Genomic DNA, 26,612 nt, shown 5'->3' on the forward strand with positions numbered 1-26,612 from the left:
GCTTGCGCTCAAGCCGTGCGGAAGGCGCCGAGCAGGCTGCCGATGATCTTTTGCCCGCGGGCGCGGAGCCTCTTCGGATTCTCTGCCGCCGGCAGCAACATCGCCACCTCGCAGATCATCGCATCGATCATCCGGCTCAGGAGCTCGATGTCTTCGAAATCGAGCTCGCCCTGACGCTTCAGCGCGTTGAGCGTCGCGGTGAGCAGGGCCATCGGATAGGCTTCCTCGATCTCCCGGTAGCGCGCATTGCCGAGCACGGCGGGCGCTTCCTGGATGACGATCCGCGCGTAGGCCGGTTCGAGGCAGGCGTCGAGATAGGCCTCGATGCCCTCGGTCAGGCGGTCCCAGACCTTGCGCTGCGTCTTCGCCCGCGCCTCGATCTTCGCGGCGGCCTCGATCTGCAGGGCGACCACCACAGCGTCGAACAGCGCCTTCTTGTCCTCGAAGTGGTGATAGAAGGCGCCCCGGGTCACGCGCGCGGCGCGCGAGATCGCCTCGATCCCCGCCGCCTGATAGCCCTCGCTCGCGAAAATGTCCCGGCCGGCCGAAAGCAGCGCGTGCCTCGTGGCCTCCGTGTATTCCTCGCGGCGGGTTCGTTCGCGTCCAGCTTCCTGCATGCCCCGACATACCACTTGACGCTTTTGAGCATATCAACATATAACATACAGACGGTATGTTAAAAACGTTTGGTATGATCCGTGTTGTGCCGCCCGGTTAATGATTGGGAGGAGAGGTCATGAACAGCGATCGAATGTTCGAACTGGCGCAGGCACTGGCGGTCGCAAAGAGCCGCCAGGACGTGCCGGCAGCGTTGAAGGTCCTCCATGACGACATGGTGCTGGAAACTCCGGCTTTCGGCACCAGCGCCTCTGGCCTTGCCGAGAACGAGAAAGTGCTGACGCGGTTCTTCGCTTCGTTCCCGGATTACAATGTCGTCCTGCAGGGCCATGCCGCCAACGACGAGACGCTCGTCTGCTGGGGCCGCGTGCAGATGACCATGACCGGCGACCGTTTCGGCGTGGTGCCGAACGGCAGGCGCGCTGATCTTCCCGTGTTCATCCAGTTTGCGTTCAAGGGCGACTGGATCGTCCACGAGCGATTCTTCTTCGACCTCGCCGAACTCTGCGCCCAGTCGGGCGTCTCGACCGACGCGGTACGCCGCAAGATCTTTGGCGATGCCGGTGTCCGGCAGCTCGCCGCCGAATGATGTCCTCACGCGAACCCGGACTCCAGACAATGACAGTAGATCCACGCGTCAAACCCGTCGCCGCGATCAGGACGGCACCCTTGTTCGACATTGTCGTCGATCTCAATCCCAGGCTGAACATCGGCGACGGTCCGCTTGGCCGCCGCATCCTGTTCGGCGCGGCCGGCGGAAGCTTCGAAGGCCCCAGGCTCCGCGGCGAGGTGGTCCCCGGCGGCGGCGACTGGGCATTGTTCCGCACCGACGGCGCCATGTCGCTTGACGTCCGCCTGACCTTGCGCACGCATGACGGCGCGCTGGTGCACATGACCTACGGCGGCCGCTGGATCACGCCGCCCGAATTGCGGTCAGAAATGGCTGATCCGGCGAAACGGCATCAGGTCGACCCGTCGCGCTATTACTTCCGCACCAACCCGCTGTTCGAAACCGGGGCGGAACAATATGCCTGGATGAACGACATCGTCTGCGTCGGCTCGGGCTATCTGGTCGAGGGCGGGATCGCCTACAACGTCTCCCAGATCGTCTGACGCATGTGCCTTCACGCGGCTGGAAGCGATCCGCGCTGACGGATGATCGTCCAGATCAAGGCCATAGCGGTAAGCGCCACGGCGGCATAGGGAGCCCAGGCTTGCGGCTCTCCCATCGTCCCGAGTGTCATGCCGCTCAGGAGGCACCAGAGAACGGGGATTGGCAGCAGCCATGGCAAAAGCCTGCCGCGGGCGAGGAGCAGAACGCCGAGCGTCGCAATCGCCGTCGGATCCGGCGCGATGCCAAAGACCTCGGACGAGGCCCAGCCGCGTCCCTGCAGCGGCGCAAGCAGCGGCTGTCCGGCAATTCCGAAGGCGAGGATGAGATATCCGATCCAATCGGCAGGCCGGCGCCGTTCGAAGGCGAGGGCGTCGAGCAGGAACGCGAGGAGGAGCAATACGCCTTCAACGAAAAAAGCTGGCGCAACATAGACGGCAGCCCAGTTGATCGCCGCGTAGCGATTCCACAGGAACGACCACCCGACGAAGGTCCAGAGGACCGCAAGAATGAGCGCGATCCAGCGTGCGAAGATCGCCGGCCGCCGCGCGATCAGCAGGACGATGAGGAGGCCTCCGGCAAGCGTCACTACGTGCAGAGGCCAGAGTGCCGCATTGTTCGTTTCGAACATGCGCCAGTAGACGCGCGGCGAAAACAGCAGGAAATCCTCCGCGCGATAGGTCCACCATTCCGACATCAAAGCGCCTGCACGTGGGCCGAGATGCGCTGCCGCATCGCCGGATCAGGCATCTGTCCGGCGGCGGCCGAGAGGTTTTCCTTCACATGGTCGACGCGGGTGGTCGCCGGAATTGCGACGGTGACGGCAGGGTGAGACAGGATGAATTTCAGCATGAGCTGGGCCCAGCTCGACACCCCGAGTTCGGCCGCCCACTCTGGCAGCGGCTTGTTCTTGAGGCGCTGGGTCAGCTCGCCCTGCCGGAATGGCCGGTTGACGATCACGGCAATGCCGCGCTCTGTGGCCAGCGGCAAGAGCCGCGCCTCCGCCTCGCGATCGACGACATTGTAGGAGAGTTGCACGAAATCGATGGGCTCGTTTCGCATGATCTGTTCGACAAGATCATGACGGCGGCCTTCGGACGTGGTGATTCCAACGTAACGCAGCGTACCGGCGGCTTTCATCTGGAAGAGCGTCTGCAGATGCGGCTTCCAGGCGAGCAGATTGTGGACCTGAACGAGGTCGAACTTCGGCACGCCCCAGAAGCGGCGCGACTGCTCGATCTGGGCTGGACCTGCCGTCGCCGAGGACGTCCAGACCTTTTCGGCCGAGAATAGCGCAGGCGGCCGCCCGAGTTTTTGAAGGCCGTAGCCGACCACCGGTTGCGACGAGCCATACATCGGGGAGGAATCGATCATGCGGCCGCCCGCCTCGAAGAAGGCGGCCATGACACCAGCGCATTCGTCCCTGAGCTGCCGATCATTGCCGACGTTGAAGGTGATCCAGGTCCCCAGTCCGACGACCGGCATCTCCTCGCGGGTCGAGGGTATGGGACGGCGGACGGGTTGGCCTTGCTGGGCATGTAGCGCGCCCGGCAAATGCGCGGCAGCGGCCGTCGCCAAGGAGGCTTGCAGGAACGTTCGGCGTGTCGTCCGCATCCAGTGCTCCATCATGGCGGCGGGAAAGTCCCGCGCAAAAGGCGCAGAGTAACGGAACGCCGCCGCCAGCTTTGCAATACAAATTGCAGATTAAGGCACTGGATCAAATATGTAGTCGCGCACCGTGCTCAATCTACGATGAACCGCTAACGTCGCGGGATGAACTGCAGTCCTCTCAAACCTGCGTGACCGTTCTTGCCGACGGATGTGGTCGTGGACGGAAATGCCGAGCGGGCGATAAGGCAATTCCCAAGCTTGGCGGCAAGCCTGCGAAGAACGCGCGCTCCGTAAACAGTAGGCGCGCTGCCTGCCGTTTACAGGGATCGCAGCCTGGGATCGAACTCGTCGCGTAGCGCATCGCCGAATAGGCTGAATCCGAACACCGCGAGACTGATGGCGATGCCGGGGAAGATGGCTATCCAGGGAGCGCTCTCGGCGTATTCCTCGGCGCCGCCCTGAAGCATCAGGCCCCATGCCGGCGTCGGCTCCTGCACGCCGAGACCGAGATAGGAAAGCGATGCTTCGAGCAAGATTGCCTGACCCACGAAGGCGGTGATCATGATGAGAAACGGCGCCATTACATTCGGAACCATGTGCCGCAGAATGATGCGGGTATGGCTGAATCCGTTGGCGCGGGCGGCGTCGATGTAGGGGAGTTCGCGGATCGCAAGCGCACTGGAACGAACCACGCGGGCGCAGCGCGGAATGAAGGGTATGGTGATCGCGATGATCACGTTCTGCGCCCCTGTCCCGAAGATTGCGATCACGGCGAGCGCCATGATGATCAGCGGGAACGCCATGAATATATCGATGATGCGCTGGAGGATCAGATCGATCTTGCCGCCGAAATAGGCGCTCGCTACCCCGAGCACCAGGCCGAAGGTGGCGCCGACGAACGACGACGCAAATCCGACGAGCAGCGCGGTACGTGCCCCGTAGACGATGCGCGAGAACACGTCGCGTCCGTATTGATCCGTGCCGAGCCAGTTCTCGAGACTCGGTGGCTCGTGCATGCGATCGAATGCGTTGGCGACCGGGTTGTACGGGGCGATGAAATCGGCAAGCGCCGCCACCAGCACCATGACGATGATGACTACGCCGCCGGCGGCGCCCAGTGGATTGCGGCGTGCGAATCGACTGATCGCCGAAAGCCTGCTCGGTGCCTTCCGCTCATCCGTCAGCTCGACCCTCGTCTGTAGATCGGTCGCGATAGTCATACAACGCCTCTGATTCCAGCCATCATTTGTACCGAATCCGCGGGTCCAGCCACGCATAGATGATGTCCACCACAAAGTTGGTGACGACGAATATCGCAGCCACCAACATGACCAGCGCCTGGGTCATCGTGTAATCGTGATTGGTCACGGAAGCGACAAACAGCTTGCCGAGCCCGTTGAGGTTGAACACCTGCTCGGTGACCACCAGGCCGCCCATCAGGAACGCGAATTCAATGCCGATGATCGTCACCACCGGCAGCAGTGCGTTTCCGAGCGCGTGGCGCCGGATGATAAGCTTCTGGACGAGCCCCTTGGCGCGCGCCGTGCGGACGTAATCCTCGCGCAGCACTTCGAGCAGCGCCGAACGCGTCATACGTGTCGCAACAGCGGAATAGCGATAGCCGGTCGCCAGGGCCGGGAAGATGGTCATGCTCAGGTTGTACAAGGGGTCGACCCAGAGCGGCACATATTTGATCGGCGGCATCCAGGGACTTCCGAACAGCGATTTGCTGGTGATCAGCAGGCCGAGGATGATCAGGACGCCGAGCCAGAAGGAAGGCATCGCGATTCCGGCGATGCTGAAGGCGCGCACTACGTAGTCGATCCAGGTGTTCTGCTTGACGGCGGAGATCGTGCCGAGCGGAATGGCCAGCATGATGGCGGTAAGCGTGGCCATGATCGCGATCTGCAGAGAAAGTTCGAAGCGCAGCGCGACCTCTTCCACGATCGGGCGTCCGGTCCACATCGACTTGCCGAAATCGAATCGGACGAAACCCCAGATGAAATCCAGGAACTGAACTACATAGGAGCGATCAAGGCCCAGCTCGGCGTGGCAGAGTTCGATCGCCTTGGGATCGACGTATCCGGCCCCACCCGCCATGCGCAGCACGCAGACGTCGCCCGGCACCAGCCGCAACAGGAGGAACACGAGCAGCGCGGCGCCGAGCAGCGTCGGGATCATCAACAGGAGTCGCTTGAGGATGTACTGGTACATGATCGCTGCTTCAGCACTTTCGCTCGCGGTGTCGCCGCGGTTTCCCGTTCACCGCCTTGCTCTGGCAGGCGCCCTGGAAACCGCTGCTGTCGTCAACCGCCGCCGGGCGGTTACTTGTCGAGCCATACGTTGGCGAGATCCTGATTGAGGTAGTGGCTGGGACTGATCTTCCAGCCCTTCACGTAGGACCGGTGCGGAATGATCCGGTTCCACCAGAGCGTGACGAACGAGTGCGCCTGCTCGTCAAGCACGCGCTTCTCGAACTGCCGCATCAGCTTGCGCTGCTCGGCCTCCTCGGGAGCACGGTTCATTGCCTCGAAGATCTTGTCGAGGTCGCGATCGGTGTACCCGCCATAGCTCTCGTTGCCGATGTCCGTCGACAGGAACTTGCCGATGTCGAGCAGCGGATTGACGACCGACTGGCAGTTGAAGTCCATCGTCACGTCGAATTCCTGTGACCTGAGCCGCGCGTAGAACGGGCCTGTCGGCTCCATTTTCTGCTCGACCGTCACGCCGATCTGCCGCCACTGGTCGATGAGCCAAGTGCCCACGATCGTATATGGCTGGTCGATGGCGCGGTTGGACAACACAAACTTCAAGTCCGAAACTCCGGCCTCCTGTAGCAACCGCTTGGCCTCGGCACGCGACTTGTTGATGTCCGGCCAAAAGCCAGGGATCTGTTCGAGGTCCGCCTTTGTCGCCGCCAGCGGGTGACCCGGGAACACGACACCACCGACCGCCTTCACGATGGCGATGCGCGAAAGGCTCTCCGATCCGCCCCAGCGGTCGACCGCCAGCGTGAGCGCGCGGCGAACGCGGACGTCGTCGAACGGCTTCTTCTTGTGGTTGGGAGTGAACAGGAGCACGCAGTTCCAGTCGCTCTCCTGGACCGTGATGTCCTTGCCGAGTGCGTCGACGAGGTCGTCGCGGCTCTTCGGCGGGAAGCCGCGGAACTCGATTGCGGCTCGGTCACCGCGGATCGCTTGCACGCGCACCGCCTGCTTACTGGAGAAGATCGCCTCGAAGCCGTCGAGATAGGGCTGCCCGGAAACGTGGTAGTCCTTGTTGCGCTCGCCGCGCACGGAGGCGCCTGCCTCTCTTCCCGCGAACTTGAAGGGCCCTGACCCCATGACATTCTTCTCGTACCAGCGGATGTCCTGGTCGAGCTTTGCCTTCGAGTAGATGAAGTTGTAGGGCGTCGCCAGCGCCGGGATGAAGGCGCCCGATGGATATTTGAGTTTGAACACCACCGTGTGGTCGTCCGGCGCGCTCACGCTGTCGACCATGACGAAATAGGCCACGCGCGCGCTGGTCGTGCCCTCCGGTGGGAAGATGATCTTATTGTAAGATGCGACGACGTCCTGCGCCGTCAATGGCGTTCCATCGTGGAATTTCACGCCCTGCTTGATCTTGAATGTGTAGGTCCTGCCCCCGTCGCTCGGAGTTGGCATTTCCGTGCACAGGTCGCACACGAAGTCCGTCGGTGAGGACGGATTTTCCGGATTGACCTTGATGAGCAGGCTATAGAACGGCGCAAAAGGATGGATCAGCGCGAACGTCGTCTCGCGGTGACCGTCCCAGCTCGGTGGCTCGTCGGGCACCACAAAGTTCAGCGTCCCGCCTTTTTTAGGCGCAGCCTGACCTGGAGCTCCGGAGAAGCCGATGGCAACGGCCGCGCTGACCGCCATGATCGACGCGGCTCTGAGATATTTCGAAAGGTTCATGATCTTTCTCCCTCTGGAACATATTCCTCCTGGTTTTTATGGGCGGGGTTTTACGCCCCTGGCCGGTCGCCCTTCTTACGGGGCTTTTATTCAAATTACGGAACAAGCCACCCAATGCCCGGGCCGCAGTTCCCTGAACTCCGGGATATCCTTCGCACAGCTGTCGACCGCAAGCGGGCAGCGCGGATGAAACACGCATCCCTTCGGCGGATTCATCGGACTCGGCACTTCGCCTCTCACGATCCGATGGGCGCGCGCCCTCTCCAAGTCGGGATCCGGCACCGGCACGGCGGCGAGAAGCGCCTGAGTATAGGGATGCAGAGGATTGCCATACAATTCGTCGCAATCCGCCAGTTCGACGATCTTGCCGAGATACATGACTGCGACGCGATGACATAGGTGGCGAACGACGCTGAGGTCGTGCGCGATGAACAGATAAGTCAGTCCGAACTGCTCTCGCAGATCCTCCAGCAAATTGATGATCTGCGCCTGAATCGATACATCCAAGGCCGAGATCGCCTCGTCGCAGATGATGAATTCCGGACGCACCGATAGGGCGCGTGCGATGCCGACGCGCTGGCGCTGGCCGCCGCTCATCTCGTGTGGGTAGCGGTCGGCAAACTTGGGATCCAGGCCACACAGGCGGAGCAATTCCGTGACCCGCGCATCGCGCGCTGCCTTGTTCGGCTCGGTCCCGTGCACCTTCATCGGCTCGGAGATGATCTCCCCGATCTTCATGCGCGGATTGAGGGAGCTGTAAGGATCCTGGAAGATGACCTGGATCTTCTGCCGCAGGGCCCGCATCGATTTCTGATCGAGATCGACCAGATTCTTGCCGTCGAACAGGATCTCGCCTCCGGTCGGATGCTCGAGTCGCAGGATGCACCGACCAGTGGTGGTCTTGCCGCAACCCGACTCGCCGACCAATCCGAGCGTCTCTCCTTTGCGGATGCTGAGGTTGATTCCGTCGACAGCCTTCACGCGAGCGACCTCTTTGGAGAAGAGAGCGCCCTCAGTCACCGGAAAGTGCATTTTCAGGTTGCGAATCGTGACCAACTCCGGCGCCAGGGCGACACGCCGTTCCGATTGGCGCCTATGCTCGAGCGCGACGTCCGGCACGACGGTCGCTACCTGTGCCGCCGCTTCGGCGCTCCGCCGTACCGCACCGGTTGGTTCCATGGGGGTCATGACGACCTCGCCATCGATCGGGCTACGTTGTCCGCCTCAAAGCATGCCGCGAGATGATCGCCGCCATCGATCCGCTCCAAGGGAGGCGACTGAGTCGTGCAGCGCGCAATCGCAAAGCCGCAGCGCGGATGGAACGAGCAGCCGGCGCCGAGGCGCGAAAGGTCGGGCGGCTGTCCCTCCACCGGATCGAGCCGAGCCCGGCGCGGCTGATCCATGCGCGGTACCGAACGCAGCAGTGCCAGCGTGTATGGATGGTGGGGATGGTGATAGATGTCGTGCGCGGTTCCACTCTCGATGATCCTGCCCGCGTACATGACATTGACCCTGTCAGCATAGCGCGCGACGATGCCAAGATTGTGGGTGATGATGATCAGCGCCACGCCCAGGCGCTGCGTCAGATCCTTCATCAGCTCGAGAATCTGCGCCTGAACGGTCACGTCGAGCGCCGTTGTCGGTTCGTCGGCGATGATCAGCTTGGGCTCGCAGCACAAGGCCATGGCGATCATCACGCGTTGGCGCATGCCGCCGCTGAAGTGATGCGGATACTGCCTCAGTCGACGCTCCGGATCCGATATCCCCACCATGCCCAACAGCTCGATCGCACGCGCGACCGCTTGGTCCCGGGTCATGTCGAGGTGCTGCTCCATGGTCTCGGTGAGCTGTCTCCCGATCGTCAGTACCGGATTGAGCGAAGTCATCGGCTCCTGAAACACCATGGCAATGTCTTTGCCTCGGACCTCTCGGATTTCCTCATCGCTCAGCTTGAGAAGGTCTCTGTCCCGGAAGCGAATGCTGCCGCCAATGATACGGCCGGGCGGATCGGCGACCAGCCGCAGGATCGAGAGCGCGCTGACGGACTTGCCGCATCCAGACTCGCCAACGATAGCTATCGTCTCGCCCTGATTGACATCAAAGCTGATACCGTCGACAGCCTTGACCACACCGGCCGCCGAGAAGAAGTAGGTTTGCAAACTGTCTATCTTGAGAAGCCTGGACACCTCGCGCCTCTCGTCATCGGTACTGTACAGATGGCCTTTCGGCCGCTTGACCTGACCCGCCTCCATTTGCGTCTTGATCTTTCGAGTCTCTCGGTCGCAAGTCAAACCCAATCCTGCGGTACTGCGACAATTTAGACTAAGGTCTTGAATGCATCGGCCCGGCTGGCGGCCAGCCGCCATGCATCCTGGGCGTCTACGACATCCCGGTTGAGAATTGTTGCATTTGCGAACGGTCAACCCGGGAGCGAGGGCGTCGGATCGCCGGAGGGGTGGTTGTGCACCAGTTTACCCCGAGACGGCAGGCCGCGCCGATGGCTCAGAACGATCCCGCCACCGAGCCGAGCGCGATGACGGCAACGAGGGCGATGAGTGCGCCGACGATGCCGACGATGACGATGTCGCGATAGCTGTCCCGGTGCGTCGATCCGCAGACGGCGAGCAGCGTGACGACCGCGCCGTTGTGCGGCAGGCTGTCTAGCGTACCCGAACTGATCACCGCCACGCGATGCAGCAGCCCGGGATCGAGTCCGATCTCCGTCGCGCGCGTCATATACGTCGCCCCGAGTGCGTCGAGCGCAATGGTCAGCCCGCCCGATGCCGACCCCGTGAGCGCGGCGAGCACGTTGGTCGCCACCGCGAGCGAGACCAGCGGCCCGCCGCCGATGCCGAGCACGGTATCGCGCACGACATCGAAGGCGGGCATTGCCGCCACCACGGCGCCGAAGCCGACCAGGCTCGCAACGCTCAGGGCCGGCAGTACGGCGGCGTTGGCGCCGGCGTCCATGGTTGCACGCAGGGCCGGCAATCGCCGATGGCTGACGGCGAGAACCGTCACGATCGCACAGGCGAGGGCTGTGATCACCGCCCATACGCCGCCGACGGCTGCGAGCGACGTCTCGCCCCAGCGAGCTTCGGCGAGAAAGCGGGTGTCCAGCGCCGGCAGGATGAGCAGCGCCATCGCGAGATTGACGATAATCACCACAATGAGCGGAAGTGCGGCGAGTGCAACCGACGGCGGAGCGTCGGTCACCGCACCGTGCACGATCTCCGCAGGATCGAACTCCCGCGCCGTGGTGGCGCGTTCGCGCAGCTTTTCGTCGGTGGCAAGACGGGCGGAAGGCATCGGCACGCCGTCGCCGAAGCCTTCGCCGTTTCTTTTTGAGTTGGCCACTTCGCGGTTGAGCCACCACAGGCCGAAACCCAGCATGATCAACGATGCCAGAATGCCAAGGCCGGGCGCGGCGAATGGCGTGGTGCCGAAGAACGGCATCGGGATCGCGTTCTGGATCGATGGCGTGCCGGGCAGCGCCGACATGGTGAAGGTGGAGGTGCCGAGCACAATCGCCGCCGGCATCAGTCGTCGCGGGATGCCGGCGTTGCGAAACAGCTCATGCGCCATCGGCGCGAGCACGAAAAAGGCAACAAACAGACTGACGCCGCCATATGTGACGAGCGCTCCGGCAAGCACCACCGCGAGCACAGCCCGCCGCGTACCCAGCCGCTGCGTCATGAAGTCCGCGATCGCGGCGACAGAGCCGCTGTCTTCCATCAGTTTGCCGAACAGGGCGCCGAGCAGAAACAGCGAAAAGAACTGGGCCAGAAAGCCTGCCGCGCTGACCATGAAGGTCTGGGTCCAGTGAGCCAGCAGCGGCTCACGGGAAAACAGCGCGGCAACCAGCGCGGCGAGCGGCGCGAGCAGCAGCACGCTCCAGCCCCGATAGGCGAACAATATCAGCAGGCCAAGGCCGATCAGGATGCCGAGAAGTCCCAACAGGGTCATCGCCCTCAGCACTCCGCAAGCAGTGCATCGAGATCGGCGGTGGAGCGCCGGCCGAGGTCGCCAGCATGCGCCTTGAGGAATGCGTCGGCGCTCCTGCGTCCTTCTTCCTTGAGCAGCGAAACGAACTCCCATTCAGCGTTGAGTTTGGATGATGCGCCGAATTCCGTGAGTGCGTCGGTCATGATCCGGTGCGTGCGCATTCCGGCCCAGCGCGCGCCCTCGCCATGTCCGGGGTCCGCCACCTGGCGCAGTAGCGCGATCATGCGCAATTCCTTCATTAGCGGCGAGTTGAAGGAGATTTCGTTGAGGCGGTTGAGAATTTCGTTCGCCGTACGCGGAGGTTTCGGTCGTTCGCGCGGATTGATCTGCACCAGGATGGTGTCGTGAGCGTCGCTTTCGCGCACCAGCGGCGTGAGGGTCGGATTGCCGGCATAGCCGCCATCCCAAAAGGGTTCGCCGTCGATCTCGATCGCCTGGAACATGGTCGGCAGACAAGCCGAGGCAAGCAGGACGTCGGCCGTGATCTCCGCATTGCGGAAGATGCGGCCGCGGCCGGTGCGCACATTGGTCGCGGTGACGAACAGCCTGATTGATGCCCGGGCCAGTCGCTCGAAATCGATGCTTTCGGCGAGGATGGCACGCAGCGGGTTGAGGCCGAGCGGATTGAGATCATAAGGCGAAAGCACACGGGCCATCAGGTCCATGGCGACATAGGCGGGTGACGTGTCGAGCGTCCAGCGGCCCATCAGCCGGTCGAGCGGCGAGCGCTGCAGCGGGCTGAACGCGGCAGCGCGCGACACGCCTCGCCAAAAGGCCGCGAGCGCCGCCCGCGCGCCATCGGCGCCGCCTTGCGTCCACCCGTCGGCCACCAGGGCTGCATTCATTGCGCCCGCCGACGTGCCGGAGATTGCCTCGATCCGCAGCCACGGCTCCTCGATCAGACGGTCGAGCACGCCCCAGGTGAAGGCGCCGTGGGAGCCGCCGCCCTGCAAAGCAAGGTCCACCAGAACGGGTTCGCGCGCTGTTTCGTCCATCGTCACCCTCGCCAGTCGGAAGATGAAACGACACTCAATTCAGGACGCCCCGATCCTTCCTCTCGACCCTTCGTAAGATCGCCGCAGTAGTGCGAACAGACTGCCGCCCGTCGCCGCGCCCAGCAGGTAGGCGACGGCGACCAGCACAGCGAGCGGCACGCGGGCATTCAGGCCGAGGAAGGACATGGTGACGACCTCGAGGTTCTGCAGCGCGAAGATGATGGTCGCCGCGGCGAACAGAATGATGACGGCGAGGTAGATCCAGCGCATGGGCGCCTCCCTTTCGTCGATCAAGAGACTGCGCCACGCGCAGCCCGCCAACCACACCTCAGCGAGCGCGGCGCAGGCCGAAGCCGAGCCCGATCCAACCAGCGCCGGCCATGATGAGATCGATAGCGAGGAACAGGCCGAGAATATAGAGACTCGAAACCGGCCAGCGCACCAGGATCAGTACGCCGAGCAGAAGCGTGATCACGCCGGATAGCGCGACCCAGATCCAGGGCATTTCTCGTTTCATGCTGAAGGCCAGCACGATCCGCATGATGCCCGAGACCACCAGCGATGCGCCGAGAACGAGGGTTAGCAGCACTGCGGCAAGCAGGGGATTCTGGAACGTGACGAAGCCGGCGATGATGTAGAGCACGCCAAGCAGAACCCAGAGCAGGAATTTGCCCCAGCTCTTGATCTGGAAGGCGCTAAACACCTCTGCGACGCCGGCGATGATCATCATCAGGCCGACCACGAGGACGCTGACGACGGTGGCCATTGCGACGCTGCCGAGCGCGATAAACCCGGCGAGCAGATAGACGACGCCGAGTGCGAAGATCCACCCCCACTTGGCGCGTAGCGGTGCCGTATCCGAACCGGCCTGAGGGGTCTTTACGGTGTCTGAGGTGCTGGTCATGACGGTCCTCCGATGCGAAAACCTATCCGACGTTAGTTTGTCGGCCCCTCGACGCTAGAGCGCGCGACGAGGGGACGCTCGACAGGTGGATACTAGCGCAACTGCGCGTTGCGATCACCTGATTTCGATATCATCGGTCGTGATTTCGCCGTGCGAGGTCCTGCCGTGGCACGATGCCGGTCGCCTCGTTGGCGATAGACGATTATCGAGCGGTAGCAATACGCTACATCAGCTTCAGCCCTTCAGGCCCACATGCCCGTTCTGCAGACGATGATGTGGTCATGCATGGAAATGCCGAGGGGGGCGGCGATCTGCACGATCGCTTTGGCTGCAAGCCGGCGGACGGCTGACCTGCAATTTGCCTATCTGGGGCAAACATCCACTCCATTTGGCCCGGTGCTGATTTGTTTCAGCGGCTTTGTGCCATCGCATCCCGGCCAATAAAAGCACGATGGCGGCGGTTCGACCGTGCCATCGCGCTTTAGTCGCCGAATCAATCGAACAGCACCTTGGTTCGCGCCTCGCTGCGGGCCAATCCGTCGATTTCAGCAAGCGCCATCGCGCCCCTCAGTTCCTCAAGCCAGTCGAGCAATTTGTCGACCAGGTGCCCCGGGCTCATCGAAAGAGCCGCGTCCCCTATCCGTCCTGCTAGCTGATTCATCATCGATCCCCTCTCATCGAGAATGAGCCACGCCCTCTCATCCGATGAGCCACTCTCTCACGCGTTCGCCAAAGCGCGAAGCGTAGAGTTAATAGATGGTAAATGCACGCGACAGCTAGATCAGCCGCATCCCCTTCAGGCTCGTGTGACCGTTCTTGCCGACGATGATGTGGTCGTGCACGGAAATGCCGAGCGGGGTGGCGATCTGGATGATGGCCTTGGTCATGTGTATGTCGGCTTGCGACGGCGTCGGATCGCCGCTCGGATGATTGTGCACTAGAATCAGCGCAGTCGCTGACAGTTCGAGCGCGCGTTTGATCACCTCGCGGGGATAGACCGGCGTGTGGTCGACGGTGCCGGTCTGCTGCACCTCGTCGGCGATCAGTTGATTGCGCTTGTCGAGGAACAGCAGGCGGAACTGCTCCTTGTCGGCGAACGCCATGCCGCTCCGGCAATACTCGATCACGTCGTTCCAGGAGGAGAGCGCAATCTTGCGCTTGATCTCGCCTTTCGCGATCCGGCTCGCGGCGGCGGCGAGCAGCTTGATCTGGTTGATCGAGGCCTCGCCGATGCCGTCGACCTCGCGCAGGCGCGCCACCGGCGCGTGAATGACCTCGGCGAACGAGCCGAATTTCTTCAGCAGCGCTTTCGCCAGCGGCTTGGTGTCGCGCCGGGGCAGGGCCGGAAACAGCGCCATCTCGAGCAGCTCATAGTCGCTCAGCGCCTCAGGCCCCGCGCCGTAAAACCGCTCGCGCAGCCGCTCGCGATGGCCGTGGTAGTGCGGCGTCTCTGCGGGTTGATCGGGCTTGTCGCTGGTCTTGGCAGGCATTAGCAGGGAGCATGCCGTCCCGGAAAAGTTTTGCAATCACGAATTGCAGGTGGGAGACGGCGAAAATGCCGTCCGCCGGTCAGGTCGTCGCCAGCGGCTTCTCGCCGTTGCGCTCTGACAGCGTAAAAATTTCGACGCCGGTCGCAGTGACGCCGACCGAATGCTCGAACTGCGCCGAAAGCGAGCGGTCGCGGGTCACCGCGGTCCAGCCGTCGGACAGGATCTTCACATGCGGCTTGCCGAGATTGATCATCGGCTCGATGGTGAAGAACATGCCGGGCTTGAGCATCACGCCTTCGCCGGGACGGCCGATATGGATGATGTTGGGCTCGTCGTGGAACATGCGCCCGAGGCCATGGCCGCAGAAATCGCGCACCACGCTCATGCCCTGCGGCTCGACAAAACTCTGGATGGCATGGCCGATGTCGCCGGTGGTGGCGCCGGGCTTCACTGCGGCGATGCCGCGCATCATCGCCTCATAGGTGACCTCGATCAGCCGCTCGGCCTTGCGGGCGATCGGAGCAATCACATACATCCGGCTGGAATCGCCGTACCAGCCGTCGACGATGAAGGTGACGTCGATATTGACGATGTCGCCTTCCTTCAGCGCGCGATCGCCCGGCATGCCGTGGCAGACCACGTGATTGATCGAGGTGCAGGTCGAGTAGCGGTAGCCGCGATACATCAGCGTCGCCGGATAGGCGCCATGGCTGAAGGCGAAGTCGCGCACGAACTCGTCGATCCGCGACGTCGGGACGCCGGCGGTGACGACGTCGGTGAGCTCGTCGAGGCATTTGGCTACCAGCGCACCGGCCTTGCGCATGCCGGCGAAGCCGCTGGCGCCATGCAGCTTGATCTGGCCGGTTTTTCGCAAGGAGGTGTCGGTGGCTTCGATATAGCTCATGGGCGGGTCATGCTCGGAAACGGGAAAAAGGGCTGATTTTGAATGCCTAATCTAATGATCCAACCGGTCAGTGCAAGCCGAGGTTGGGCCACGGCGCAGCTTTAAAAGGCTTGCATCTAGCCGGAAACTTCCACCACGGGCTCGACCGGCAGCGCGCCGCCGCGGACGCGGATTTCGCGGACCGGATAGGGAACACGGATCCCCTCCCGCTTGAACGCGTCCCACAGCGCCAGCATCACCTCGCTCTTGACGCTGTCGAGGCCGTCAGGATCGGGCAGCCAGAAGGTCAGCGAGAACTTCATCCCGGCTTCGGCGAATTCGGTCAGGATGCAGTTCGGGGGCTTGTTCTTGATGGCGCGCGGCACGGCGCCGGCAATGTCGATGGCCAGCTTGCATACCGCCCGCGGATCGGCGTCGTAGTTGGTGCTGAACAGCACCTTCACCAGCGTGTTCTTGTCGGTATAGGTCCAGTTCACGACCTTCTGCGTCACCAGATCCTCATTCGGGATCAGGAACTCGCGGCCGTCGCCGGCGGCAACCGAGATGTAGCGCGTCTTCATCGTGCTGATGCGCCCGGTGTTGTCGCCGATCGTGACGAGATCGCCCGGCTTCACCGACTTGTCGACCAAGAGGATGATGCCGCTGATGAAGTTGGCGACGATCTTCTGCAGGCCGAGGCCGATACCGACACCGGCCGCGCCGGTGAACACCGCGAGCGCCGCGAGGTTGATGCCGACCGCGCTCAGGGCAACCGCGACGGCGAATGCCATCAGCGTGAACCGGACGATCTTGACCAGCAGCACCTGGATCGATGGAGTCAGGTCGCCGGACCGGGTGATGCGGCCTTCCACGAAATTGCTGGCGATGTTGGTCAGCCACAACGCCACGATCAGGAGCGCGCCAAGCTTGATCAGCAGCAGCGGCGTCAGCCTGAGATCGCCGAGCACGATCGAGACCGAGTCGAGCGCCTCGACCACCGGCTCGAGCTGGCCCAGGATGCTCAGGGCCACCACCAGCCAGGCCGATATCGACACCAGCCGCACCACGAAGGTATTCCGGATCACCGAGGTGATGAGGTTGATGACCAGCCACGCGAAGGCGAGCTTGGCGGCAACCGCCAGCAGATAGCTGCGGCTCGGCCAGGTCGACGCGATCATGACCCCGCGCGTCAGCGTCATCAGGAGCGCGAACACTGCCGTGGCCGTGCTGCCGACCAGCACGCGGACGAACAGCCGGAAAGGCGCCGGCCATCCCATCGCAACGGACGAAACGTCTATCCTGGAGCGCACGGCGGCGGCGCCGGCCCAGGCGATGCCTGCGGCCGTCAGGATCAGTCCCAGTTGCAGATAAAACCAGGGCGAGGTGACCTCGGCGCCGACCGAGCGCGCGGCGCTGTGCAGGATCTCGATGATCTCTTTCAAATCCATCGGAAAATCTCGTTCGAGGCCACCACGGCCTCATCAGGCAAAGTTGATTCGCAAGGTGCAGGCAGATTCCCACAAGCGGAGTGCGGATGCCATTGACAGGACGGTCGCGGGAGCAAGTTAGGCCCGTAAATCGGAGGCATTGCCGCTATCGCAGAAATGGGTTGGCGATCAAGTGTGGCAACGATAAGGATGCAATTGCAAGTATTTGCAACGATATCGGAGGTTCATGACTTCTCTCGACTCGGTCAGTATCGCCATCTTTCTGGGTGCCGTTCTGGTGATGGCGGGCATCCTTTCCAGCCTGCTTGCGCTGCGCTTCGGGGCGCCGCTGCTGCTGGTGTTCCTGCTGATCGGCATGCTGGCGGGCGATGCGGGGCCGGGCCAGCTCAGCTTCAACGACGTTCGCACGACCTATCTGGTCGGCTCGGTGGCGCTGGCGCTGATCCTGTTCGACGGTGGGCTACGCACCAAGTTTCAGAGCATTCGCACGGTGCTTGCGCCATCGATGGTGTTGGCGACCATCGGCGTATTGCTCACCGCGCTGATTACCGCGCCCGTCGCCAAATACGTGCTCGACCTGAACTGGACCGAGTCGCTGCTGGTCGGCGCGGTGGTGGCGTCGACCGATGCCGCCGCGGTATTTCTGCTCGTCCACACGCAGGGCCTGCGCCTCCGCCCGCGAGTCGGGGCTACGCTGGAAGCGGAATCCGGCACCAACGATCCGATCGCGATCTTCCTCACCTTGATGCTGGTCGAATTCATTTCCATCGGTCAAAGCTCGGCCGGACATGTCGTATTCGAACTCGCCCGCGAAGGTCTGCTCGGCGCTTTCGTCGGCGTGATCGGCGGCCGCCTGGTGGTGTTGGCGCTCAACCGCATGGCGCTGCCGCAGGGCCTGCATGCACCCTTCGTCACCACGGCCGCACTGGTGATTTTTGGCGTGGCGCAGATCGCGCATGCCTCGGGCTTTCTTGCGGTCTATCTCGCCGGCATCGTCGTCGGCAACCGGCCGACGCGGGCGCATAATTCGGTGATCACTTTTCTCGACGCCGCGACCTGGCTGGCGCAGATCGTGATGTTTGTCCTGCTCGGACTCCTCTCGTCGCCGCAGCGTTTGATGGACAGCGTCGGTCCGGCCGTGATCGTGGCGCTGGCGCTGATGCTGCTAGCGCGCCCGATCGCGGTGTTGCTGTGCCTCGTACCGTTCCGGTTCAACTGGCGGGAAAAGATATTCATCGCCTGGACCGGCCTGCGTGGCGCGGTCGCGATCTTTCTCGCCTCGATCCCGATGCTGGTCGGATTGCCAAAAGCCTATCTCTATTTCGACGTCGCCTTTGTCGTCGTCATCATCTCGCTCTTGCTGCAGGGCTGGACACTGGCGCCGGCGGCGCGCTGGCTGCACGTGGCGCTGCCACGCGTCGATCGCGGGCCGCGGCGTGTCGAGCTCGATCTGCCGGGCCAGCTCGAGCAGCAACTGGTCGGCTATCCGGTACGGGCGAAGAGCCTGTATTTCCGCCGTGGCCTCACGCCATCCTGGTCGAAGCCGACGCTCGTCATCCGGGACGAGCGGATTCTCTCGCCTGCCGAGGCCGATCCGATCGAAGCCGGTGACTACGTCTATCTGCTGGCACCGCCGGAAAAAGCCGAGGCGCTGGATCGCTTCTTTGTCGACATGCCGCCGAGCACGGCGCCCGACCCGCATCTGCTCGGCGATTTCATCGTGTCGGGCGAGCACACGCTGGGTGAGCTGGCGGAGGTCTATGGCGTCGCCATCAGCGAGGATCAGGCCAAGCTGACGCTGTCGGATTATTTCGATATTCATCTCGATCACGCGCCGAAAGAAGGCGCGGATCTGGCGCTGGATCCCATCGTCCTTGTCGCGCGCAATATCAGTGGCGGCCGCGTCAACGTGGTTGGCCTGCGGCTGCCGGAAGATGAGGAGGAGGGCGTGCCCCTGACGCGTGGGCAGGCCTTCAAGCGCAAGCTTGCGGAGATCTGGTCGTCGGTGGCGGGGGTCTGATTCCGTCGGCGCCGCTCCTCCGAGTCCGCTACCGCTGGTGCCGCCACTTCGCCTGGAGTTACTCCTCCAACGTAAATCCAACGCGCAAGGTGACCTGGTAGTGGCGAACAGCCCCGTTTTCGATGTGGCCTCGGGTCTGCACGACTTCGAACCATTTCAATTCGCGAATGGTCTTTGATGCGCGGGTGATGGCGTTCTGAATGGCATCCTCGATGCTTTTTTCGGACGATCCGGCGAGATCCAGAATCTTGTAAACGTGATCCGTCGTTCCAGCGGTATGCGGCATTGCTAACCTCCGTTGCGGCGATTGGTGCCTGCTTCCTCCTGTTCAAAGTTCTGACAGGAGCGTGTCCATTCTGAACGAGTTCTCAAGCTCTTCAGTTCCATCGAAAGCCGCCGGCTGAGGGAGCGATTCAACGAACGAAAAGGCCCCAGCCGTCGGCTGAGGCCTTCCCGTCCATGTGCTATGCGCCCTCAGTAGATGTAGGGAGCGCAGACGTACACGGTGCGCGGACCATATTTGGTGAAGACGGTCCTGTAGCAGCTCCCGCCGACATAGAAGGACTTTCCAAAGTGACCGTGGCCCCAGTGACCATGACCATGGTGACCGTGGCCATGATGACCATGGCCGTGATGACCATGGCCGTGATGACCGTGGCCATGGCCGTGATGGCCACCATGCTTGCCGCCGGCGAACGCCGGTGCGACCGCAGCCGCGGTCATGGCAATGGCGGCGACGGCAGCGAGGGTAATCTTACGAAACATTCCTGTTCTCCGCTCCAGGCGTGATTGCCTGCTATGCATTTGAGACGCGCCCGGTACGGAGAAAGTTCGAGGGATTTTTATGAATGCGCGTTCACGTGTGACCTACAGCACGCAGCCAGCATTCGATGCCATCCAGCCTTTGGCCACGCGATCAGGAAGCGCGATCCTGCGCAGGTCTGATGCAATATCCGCAGTTGAGGAATGAACGGAGTATCAGTAGCCTGCGGGACAAGGCTGCTTCACGGCCGCACGGTGGAAACGCAGGAGACACAACAATGTCCGGCCCCTCTGACGACCAGCTCGGCTTTGCGCCCGATCATGATTCTGCCGTTCCCTATATGCAGCGGACCCGCGACTACTACGCGGCGATCGGTTACACCACGCCCTACCGCTGGGCGCATTATGTCGACGCGCCGTTCCAGCCGCTGAAGAAGCCGCTGGCGCAATCGCGCGTCACCATCGTCACCACGGCCGCCCAATACGATCCCATCAAGGGCGACCAGGGACCGGGCGCGGCGTACAACGGCAGCGCCAAGTTCTACCAGGTCTATGACGGCGACACCTCGAAGCAGCACGATTTGCGCATCTCGCATATCGGCTACGACCGCAAGCACACCTCGGCAACCGACAGCGGCACGTGGTTTCCGTTGCCGCAGCTTCTGAAAGCCAAGGCCTCGGGCCGCGTCGGCGAGGTCGCGCCGCGCTTCTTCGGCGCGCCGACCAATCGCAGCCACCGCGTCACCATCGACGTCGACGCGCCCGACATTCTCGCTCGCTGCCTCGCCGATCAGGTGGACGCCGCCGTGATCGTGCCGAACTGCCCGGTGTGCCACCAGACGTCTGCTCTGGTGGCTCGCCACCTCGAAGCCAACGGCATCGCCACCGTCGTCATGGGTTGCGCCAAGGATATCGTCGAGTATGCGGCCGCGCCGCGCTTCCTGTTTTCGGATTTCCCGCTCGGCAATTCCGCCGGCAAGCCGCATGATTTGGAGTCGCAGGCGCTGACGCTCGAACTGGCGCTGCGGCTACTCGAATCGGCGCCGGGCGCGCGCACCACGATGCAGTCGCCGCTGCGCTGGAGCGAGGATGCTTCCTGGAAACTCGATTACAACAACATCTCGCAGATGAGCCCGGAAGAACTGGCGCGGCGCCGCGCCGAGTTCGACAAGCAGAAGGAAATCGCGCGCGGCAACCGGGCGGCCTGATCGTTCACCCTCCCCTGAAGGGGGAGGGTCGACACGCATCGCGAGATGCGTGGCGGAGTGGGGTGACGGTCTCTCCACGTCCAACGGTGCCCGAGTGGAGAGATCACCCCACCCCGCCTCACATTTCGCTGCGCTCCATGTGAGCCGACCCTCCCCCTCCAGGGGAGGGTGCACTTCACGGCCATTCTCTCCCACAAAGGGAGAGGGAAAGAAAAAGCAGGAGGACGTCCCTTTGACCCGACCGTTCGAAGGCGTGAAGATTCTCGACTTCACGCAGGTGCTGGCTGGTCCCTATGCGAGCTACCAACTCGCGCTGCTCGGGGCCGACGTCATCAAGGTGGAGCGGCGCGAGGGCGAGGATATGCGGCGCACGCCGCTGAGCCGCGAATGGGCCGAGCGGGGGCTGGCGCCGGGCTGGCAGGCGATCAACGGCAACAAGCGCAGCCTCACCCTCGATCTCTCGAGACCGGAGGCGATCGCCATCGTCAAGCAGCTCGCTGCGCAGGCCGACGTCGTGATGGAGAATTTCCGTCCCGGCGTGATGGACAAGCTCGGCATCGGCTATGCCGCACTGTCTGAGATCAATCCGCGGCTGATCTATTGCGCCATTTCGGGCTTCGGACAGACCGGGCCGGAACGGCTGGGCGCCGGCTATGACGGCAAGATCCAGGCGCTGTCGGGCATCATGTCGATCACCGGCCATCCCGAGACCGGGCCGACACGGGCCGGCTTTGCGGTCTGCGACGTGCTGTCGGGCGCGACCGCAGCCTTCGGCGTGTCGAGTGCGCTGTTCCAGCGCAGCCATACCGGCAAGGGTCAGTTGGTCGACGTCTCGATGCTCGAGGCGACGCTGGCGTTCCTGTCAGGACAGGTCGCGGACTACTCGGTTGCCGGCCACCGCCAGCAGCTTTCCGGCAATCAGGCCGTGAGCCGAAGGCCGACCGCCAACCTGTTCAAGGCCGGCGACGGCTATCTGCTGCTCGCCGTCAACAGCGAGAAGCAATACCGCGCCTTGATGACCGCGCTCGGCCGCGCCGATGCGCTGGACGACCCGCGCTTCGTCGACTGGTTTGCCCGGCAAGAGAATGAGCCGGCGCTACGGGCCATCATCGAGGAGGCGCTATCGAAGAAGGACCCGCGCGAGTGGGAAAAGCTCCTGGAAGCCGCAGGCGCGCCCTGCGCCAGCATCTGGAAGATCGAGGAGGTGATCGACCACCCGCAGATAGCCGCGCGCGGCGCCATTCAGGAGATCGATACGCCCTATGGCCGCCTGCGCTTTGCCGGCAGCGGCTTTCAGCTCGCCCATGGCGGCGGGAGGCTCGACCGCATGGCGCCCGCGCTCGGCGCCCACACCGAGGAGGTGCTGGCCTCGCTGGGCTATGACGCAAAGGCGATCGCGGAACTGCGCGCGCGCGAGGTCGTCTAGCGGTAGCGGGGCAGGGGCGTCTGGTCCCTGTCCCGTTTTGGACATGCCAGCGCATAACGACCCTGCACCAAGCCGCTTTGAGCGGCAGCGCTTACCGTCTAAAAGACGCCTTTCCCGATCCAAAAGGATAGACCATGCCCGCCTACCGCTCCCGAACCACGACCCACGGCCGTAACATGGCGGGCGCCCGCGGCCTCTGGCGCGCCACCGGCATGAAGAACGAGGATTTTGGCAAGCCGATCATTGCCGTGGTCAATTCGTTCACCCAGTTCGTGCCAGGCCACGTCCACCTGAAGGATCTCGGCCAGCTCGTCGCGCGCGAGATCGAGAAGGCCGGCGGCGTCGCCAAGGAGTTCAACACCATCGCGGTCGACGACGGCATCGCGATGGGCCATGACGGCATGCTCTACAGCCTGCCCTCGCGCGAAATCATCGCCGACAGCGTCGAGTACATGGTCAACGCGCATTGCGCCGACGCGATGGTCTGCATCTCCAACTGCGACAAGATCACGCCCGGCATGCTGATGGCGGCGCTGCGCATCAACATCCCGACCGTGTTCGTCTCCGGCGGCCCGATGGAATCCGGCAAGGTCAACCTCAAGGGCAAGGTCCGCGCGGTCGACCTGATCGACGCCATGGTCGCCGCGGCCGATACCAGCGTCAGCGACGCGGATGTCGAAACGATCGAGCGCTCGGCGTGCCCGACCTGCGGCTCGTGCTCTGGCATGTTCACCGCCAATTCGATGAACTGCCTCACCGAGGCGCTGGGCTTGGCGCTGCCGGGTAACGGCTCGGTGCTGGCGACGCATGCCGACCGCAGGGGCCTGTTCGTCGAGGCCGGCCACCTGATCGTCGATCTGGCGCGGCGCTATTACGAGCAGGATGACGAGACCGCGCTGCCGCGCACGATCGCGAACTTCAAGGCGTTCGAGAACGCCATGACGCTCGACATCGCCATGGGCGGCTCGACCAATACCGTGCTGCATCTGCTGGCCGCGGCCTACGAAGGCAAGGTACCGTTCACGATGCAGGATATCGACCGCTTGTCACGGCGCGTGCCTGTTCTCTGCAAGGTGGCGCCGTCGGTGGCGGACGTGCATCTGGAAGATGTTCATCGTGCCGGCGGTATCATGGCTATCCTCGGCGAACTCGATCGCGCCGGGCTGCTCAACCACGGCCTGCCGATGGTTCACTCCAAGACGCTGGAAGACGCGCTGAGCCGCTGGGATATCAAGCAGACCAGGAGCGAAAGCGTCCGCAAGTTCTTCACGGCGGCGCCAGGCAACGTGCCGACGCAGGTCGCGTTCAGCCAGGAGCGCCGGTTCGAGGAACTCGATACCGATCGCGCCACCGGCTGCATCCGCGACGCCGCGCACGCTTTCTCCAAGGATGGCGGCCTCGCGGTGCTGTCGGGCAATCTGGCGCTCGACGGCTGTATCGTGAAGACCGCCGGCGTCGACGAGAGCATTTTGAAGTTCGAAGGACCGGCGCGGATTTTCGAAAGCCAGGACGCGGCGGTCGAAGGCATTCTGGGCGGCAAGATCAGGGCCGGCGACGTCGTCGTGGTCCGCTATGAGGGGCCGCGCGGCGGCCCCGGCATGCAGGAGATGCTGTATCCGACCAGCTATCTGAAATCGAAGGGGCTCGGAAAGGTCTGCGCGCTGATCACCGACGGCCGCTTCTCCGGCGGCTCCTCGGGCCTCTCGATCGGACACATCTCGCCGGAAGCCGCCGAAGGCGGCCTGATCGGCCTCGTCGAAGACGGCGACCTGATCAAGATCGACATCCCCGCACGTTCGATCAGCCTCGCAGTCGATGACGCAACGCTGGCAAAGCGCCGCGAGGCCATGCTGGCCCGCGGCGCGGACGCCTGGAAGCCTGCCAAGAAGCGCAGCCGCAATGTGACGATGGCGCTGAAGGCCTACGCGGCCCTGACGACGAGCGCCGCCCGCGGCGCGGTGCGAATTGTGCCGGAGTGAGTGCTACGTCAGCACCTTGACGCCGCCGAGTGCGGTCACGCGGCCGCGCTTGAGCATCACGATCTGTGTCGCGAGCTGACGCAGCTCGGCTGCGTCGTGGCTGACATAGACCATGGGAATGCCTTCGTCGCGCAGCCGCACCAGGTAGGGCAGGATTTCCTCCTTGCGGCCTTCGTCGAGCGATCCCAGCGGCTCGTCCAGCAGCAACAGCCGCGGCTTCGACAGCAGCGCGCGGCCGAGCGCGACGCGCTGGCGCTCGCCGCCGGAGAGTTTTCCGGGTCGGCGGTCGAGCAGATGGCCGATATCGAGCAGGTCGGTGATGCGCGTGAGCTGTGCGGGATCTTCTGCCAGCTTGTTCATGCGCCGGCCGTAATCGAGGTTTTGCCGGACGTCGAGATGTGGAAACAGCCGGGCGTCCTGAAACACGTAGCCGATCCGGCGCCGGTGCGGCGGCACGTGGACACCCCTAGCAGTGTCATCCAGCGTCTCTTCATCGAGCGCGATAACGCCGCGGTCGGGCCGCAAGAGCCCTGCGATCATGTTGATCAGCGAGGTCTTGCCGGCACCGGATGCGCCGAACAGGCCAGTAACGCGGCCCTGGCTTTCGAAGGAAGCCTCAAGCGAGAATTCGCCGAGCTGTTTGGTGACGTCGACGCGCAGCATGGTCAGTTCCCGTGAAGGCGTTTCGTCGCGCGCCGCGCGAACCATTCGGACGCGATCAGGGCACCCATCGCGATCACGATGGAAATCAGTACCAGCCGTCCCGCCGCGGCATCGCCATCCGGCGTCTGGATCAGCGAATAGATCGCCGACGAAATGGTCTGGGTCTCGCCGGGAATGTTGGAGACGAAGGTGATGGTGGCGCCGAACTCGCCGATCGCCTTGGCGAAGCCGAGCACCATGCCGGCCAGCACGCCCGGCAACGCCAGCGGCAGGGTTACCGTCGCAAACACCCGCCAGGGCGCGGCGCCGAGCGTGCCTGCGGCCTGCTCGAGGCGACGGTCGACGGCCTCGATCGAGAGCCGGATCGGCCGCACCAGCAGCGGAAACGACATGATGCCGCAGGCAAGCGCGGCGCCGGTCCAGCGAAACGCGAACACGATGCCAAGGTTGTCGGCGAGCCACGCCCCGACCAGGCCACGGCGGCCGAAGGTCAGCAGCAACAAATATCCGGTGGCGACCGGTGGCAGCACCAGCGGCAAATGGACCAGGGCGTCGAGGACCGACTTGCCCCAGAACTCACGCCGCGCCAGCAGCCATGCCAACGCGATGCCGAACGGCGTCGCCACCAGTGTTGCGATGATGGCCACCCGCAGCGACAGCAGGATGGCGGTCCATTCGGCCGGCGAGATATCGAACATCAGGTTGACGGGCTGACGAGGAATTTGAAGCCGTGTTTTTCAAAAATGGTCTTCGCGGCGGTCGAGCGCAGGAAGGCGAGATAATTGGACGCTTCCGGCTTTGCGGTCGTCGTCGCCGCTACCGGATAGATGACCGCGGGATGGGAATCGGCCGGTAAGGTGCCGACGATTTTTACGCCAGGCTCGACCTTGGCGTCGGTCGAATAGACGATGCCGAGCGCCGCCTCGCCGCGCGCCACCAGCGTCAGCGCGGCGCGAACGTCAACGGCCATCGCGAATTTCGGCTCGGCCGCCTGCCAAGCGCCGAGCTTCTCCAGCGCCGCCTTGGCGTATTTGCCGGCGGGAACGGATTTCACGTCGCCGGTGGCGATCCGGCCGTCGCCGGCGAGTTTTGCAAGATCGAAGCCGGGGCCGATGTTCACATTGTCGATTTTCGAATCCTTCGGTGCGATCAGCACGATGCTGTTGCCGAGCAAATTGATCCTGCTCGGTTCGCTGATGGTTTTCTTTCCGATTGCGTAGTCCATCCAGTCGGTATCGGCGGAGATGAATATGTCGGCCGGTGCGCCCTGTTCGATCTGTCGGGCGAGCGCAGAACTGGCGGCATAGCTGACCGTGATCTTGTCTCCCGCTTCCGCGGCATAGGCGGCGTCGATCTCGTCGAGCGCATTCTTCATCGAGGCCGCGGCGAAGATGGTCAGTGATTTTTGCTGCGCGGCGGGCGAGGGGATGGCTGCCAGTGACACGGCAAAGGCCAGGAAAAGGCCGGTAAGACGATTCATCGGGCGCTCCATGCGTGACTGCGCGCTGCGGTTGCCGCGCGCAAGACAGGCGTTGGCTGGGTGAGGCGACC

General features: G+C 63.4%; 27 protein-coding genes. 6 read left to right on the forward strand and 21 right to left on the reverse strand.

Features of this window, described 5'->3' with window-relative positions:
• Positions 1-8: 8 nt before the first annotated feature.
• A complete protein-coding gene (locus tag LMTR13_RS02165) occupies positions 9-617 on the reverse strand; it encodes a TetR/AcrR family transcriptional regulator (RefSeq protein ID WP_065726487.1) in 609 nt (202 codons plus the stop codon).
• Positions 618-736: 119 nt separating this feature from the next.
• Between LMTR13_RS02165 and LMTR13_RS02170 the strand changes: the two genes are divergently transcribed.
• Complete coding sequence (locus LMTR13_RS02170) at positions 737-1,207, forward strand: ester cyclase (RefSeq protein ID WP_065726488.1); 471 nt, start codon at positions 737-739, stop codon at positions 1,205-1,207.
• A 29-nt stretch (positions 1,208-1,236) separates the two neighbouring features.
• Positions 1,237-1,731 (forward strand): DUF3237 domain-containing protein, encoded by a 495-nt coding sequence (locus LMTR13_RS02175; protein ID WP_065732345.1) that lies wholly within the window; start codon positions 1,237-1,239, stop codon positions 1,729-1,731.
• Between the two features lie 11 nt (positions 1,732-1,742).
• Here LMTR13_RS02175 and LMTR13_RS02180 read toward each other — a convergent pair whose 3' ends face one another.
• From LMTR13_RS02180 to LMTR13_RS02245, 15 genes are all read right to left on the reverse strand, one after another.
• Positions 1,743-2,426, reverse strand: coding sequence for a DUF6064 family protein (locus tag LMTR13_RS02180; protein WP_065726489.1), 684 nt, complete (start codon positions 2,424-2,426; stop codon positions 1,743-1,745).
• On the reverse strand, positions 2,426-3,343 hold the full coding sequence (locus tag LMTR13_RS02185) for an aldo/keto reductase (RefSeq protein WP_065732346.1): 918 nt from the start codon (positions 3,341-3,343) through the stop codon (positions 2,426-2,428). The genes LMTR13_RS02180 and LMTR13_RS02185 overlap by 1 nt, the downstream gene beginning before the upstream one ends.
• Positions 3,344-3,657: 314 nt before the next feature.
• On the reverse strand, positions 3,658-4,560 hold the full coding sequence (locus LMTR13_RS02190; protein WP_065726490.1) for an ABC transporter permease: 903 nt from the start codon (positions 4,558-4,560) through the stop codon (positions 3,658-3,660).
• A 22-nt stretch (positions 4,561-4,582) separates the two neighbouring features.
• The gene (locus LMTR13_RS02195; RefSeq protein WP_065726491.1) at positions 4,583-5,554 is read right to left on the reverse strand and encodes an ABC transporter permease; all 972 of its coding nucleotides are present in this window, start codon (positions 5,552-5,554) and stop codon (positions 4,583-4,585) included.
• A gap of 110 nt (positions 5,555-5,664) precedes the next feature.
• Positions 5,665-7,278, reverse strand: coding sequence for an ABC transporter substrate-binding protein (locus tag LMTR13_RS02200; RefSeq protein ID WP_083218615.1), 1,614 nt, complete (start codon positions 7,276-7,278; stop codon positions 5,665-5,667).
• A gap of 90 nt (positions 7,279-7,368) precedes the next feature.
• A complete protein-coding gene (locus LMTR13_RS02205) occupies positions 7,369-8,310 on the reverse strand; it encodes an ABC transporter ATP-binding protein (RefSeq protein WP_236843532.1) in 942 nt (313 codons plus the stop codon).
• 152 nt (positions 8,311-8,462) lie between these two features.
• On the reverse strand, positions 8,463-9,530 hold the full coding sequence (locus LMTR13_RS02210) for an ABC transporter ATP-binding protein (RefSeq protein ID WP_156795391.1): 1,068 nt from the start codon (positions 9,528-9,530) through the stop codon (positions 8,463-8,465).
• Between the two features lie 250 nt (positions 9,531-9,780).
• Positions 9,781-11,235, reverse strand: a complete 1,455-nt coding sequence (locus LMTR13_RS02215; protein WP_065732350.1) for a GntP family permease — start codon at positions 11,233-11,235, stop codon at positions 9,781-9,783.
• A gap of 14 nt (positions 11,236-11,249) precedes the next feature.
• On the reverse strand, positions 11,250-12,278 hold the full coding sequence (locus LMTR13_RS02220) for a patatin-like phospholipase family protein (RefSeq protein ID WP_065726492.1): 1,029 nt from the start codon (positions 12,276-12,278) through the stop codon (positions 11,250-11,252).
• A 39-nt stretch (positions 12,279-12,317) separates the two neighbouring features.
• On the reverse strand, positions 12,318-12,548 hold the full coding sequence (locus tag LMTR13_RS02225) for a LapA family protein (protein ID WP_065732351.1): 231 nt from the start codon (positions 12,546-12,548) through the stop codon (positions 12,318-12,320).
• 58 nt (positions 12,549-12,606) lie between these two features.
• A complete protein-coding gene (locus LMTR13_RS02230) occupies positions 12,607-13,182 on the reverse strand; it encodes an HdeD family acid-resistance protein (protein ID WP_065726493.1) in 576 nt (191 codons plus the stop codon).
• A 493-nt stretch (positions 13,183-13,675) separates the two neighbouring features.
• Positions 13,676-13,843 (reverse strand): hypothetical protein, encoded by a 168-nt coding sequence (locus LMTR13_RS41485; protein WP_197520984.1) that lies wholly within the window; start codon positions 13,841-13,843, stop codon positions 13,676-13,678.
• A 115-nt stretch (positions 13,844-13,958) separates the two neighbouring features.
• Positions 13,959-14,672 carry a RadC family protein gene (gene radC / locus LMTR13_RS02235; protein WP_065726494.1) on the reverse strand — a complete coding sequence of 238 codons (714 nt, stop codon included), beginning with the start codon at positions 14,670-14,672 and terminating at the stop codon, positions 13,959-13,961.
• 79 nt (positions 14,673-14,751) lie between these two features.
• Positions 14,752-15,576 (reverse strand): type I methionyl aminopeptidase, encoded by an 825-nt coding sequence (map, locus tag LMTR13_RS02240; RefSeq protein ID WP_065726495.1) that lies wholly within the window; start codon positions 15,574-15,576, stop codon positions 14,752-14,754.
• 116 nt (positions 15,577-15,692) lie between these two features.
• Entirely contained in the window at positions 15,693-17,003 is a 1,311-nt protein-coding gene (locus tag LMTR13_RS02245; protein ID WP_065726496.1) for a mechanosensitive ion channel family protein, read from the reverse strand.
• A gap of 226 nt (positions 17,004-17,229) precedes the next feature.
• Between LMTR13_RS02245 and LMTR13_RS02250 the strand changes: the two genes are divergently transcribed.
• Positions 17,230-19,023, forward strand: a complete 1,794-nt coding sequence (locus LMTR13_RS02250; protein WP_065726497.1) for a potassium/proton antiporter — start codon at positions 17,230-17,232, stop codon at positions 19,021-19,023.
• Positions 19,024-19,081: 58 nt separating this feature from the next.
• On the opposite strand, the gene LMTR13_RS02255 is transcribed toward LMTR13_RS02250, so the two are convergent.
• Both LMTR13_RS02255 and LMTR13_RS38610 read right to left on the reverse strand, forming a co-directional pair.
• A complete protein-coding gene (locus tag LMTR13_RS02255; protein WP_065726498.1) occupies positions 19,082-19,309 on the reverse strand; it encodes a dodecin in 228 nt (75 codons plus the stop codon).
• 188 nt (positions 19,310-19,497) lie between these two features.
• Positions 19,498-19,788 (reverse strand): hypothetical protein, encoded by a 291-nt coding sequence (locus LMTR13_RS38610; RefSeq protein ID WP_083218619.1) that lies wholly within the window; start codon positions 19,786-19,788, stop codon positions 19,498-19,500.
• A gap of 275 nt (positions 19,789-20,063) precedes the next feature.
• Here LMTR13_RS38610 and LMTR13_RS02265 point away from each other — a divergent pair, with 275 nt between their 5' ends.
• From LMTR13_RS02265 to ilvD, 3 genes are all read left to right on the forward strand, one after another.
• Positions 20,064-20,993 (forward strand): glycine reductase, encoded by a 930-nt coding sequence (locus LMTR13_RS02265; protein ID WP_065726500.1) that lies wholly within the window; start codon positions 20,064-20,066, stop codon positions 20,991-20,993.
• Positions 20,994-21,225: 232 nt separating this feature from the next.
• Positions 21,226-22,419 carry a CaiB/BaiF CoA transferase family protein gene (locus tag LMTR13_RS02270; RefSeq protein WP_065726501.1) on the forward strand — a complete coding sequence of 398 codons (1,194 nt, stop codon included), beginning with the start codon at positions 21,226-21,228 and terminating at the stop codon, positions 22,417-22,419.
• A 134-nt stretch (positions 22,420-22,553) separates the two neighbouring features.
• The gene (ilvD, locus tag LMTR13_RS02275; protein WP_065726502.1) at positions 22,554-24,398 is read left to right on the forward strand and encodes a dihydroxy-acid dehydratase; all 1,845 of its coding nucleotides are present in this window, start codon (positions 22,554-22,556) and stop codon (positions 24,396-24,398) included.
• Positions 24,399-24,401: 3 nt separating this feature from the next.
• On the opposite strand, the gene modC is transcribed toward ilvD, so the two are convergent.
• Genes modC through modA form a run of 3 tightly spaced genes read right to left on the reverse strand, consistent with a single transcriptional unit; the run spans position 24,402 to position 26,541 of the window.
• Positions 24,402-25,061 (reverse strand): molybdenum ABC transporter ATP-binding protein, encoded by a 660-nt coding sequence (gene modC, locus LMTR13_RS02280; RefSeq protein ID WP_065732352.1) that lies wholly within the window; start codon positions 25,059-25,061, stop codon positions 24,402-24,404.
• 2 nt (positions 25,062-25,063) lie between these two features.
• On the reverse strand, positions 25,064-25,759 hold the full coding sequence (modB, locus tag LMTR13_RS02285) for a molybdate ABC transporter permease subunit (protein WP_065726503.1): 696 nt from the start codon (positions 25,757-25,759) through the stop codon (positions 25,064-25,066).
• Entirely contained in the window at positions 25,759-26,541 is a 783-nt protein-coding gene (gene modA / locus LMTR13_RS02290; RefSeq protein ID WP_065732353.1) for a molybdate ABC transporter substrate-binding protein, read from the reverse strand. Before modA ends, modB begins: the two co-directional genes overlap by 1 nt.
• Between the last annotated feature and the right edge of the window lie 71 nt (positions 26,542-26,612).

This window comes from Bradyrhizobium icense (assembly GCF_001693385.1).
Classification (GTDB): domain Bacteria; phylum Pseudomonadota; class Alphaproteobacteria; order Rhizobiales; family Xanthobacteraceae; genus Bradyrhizobium; species Bradyrhizobium icense.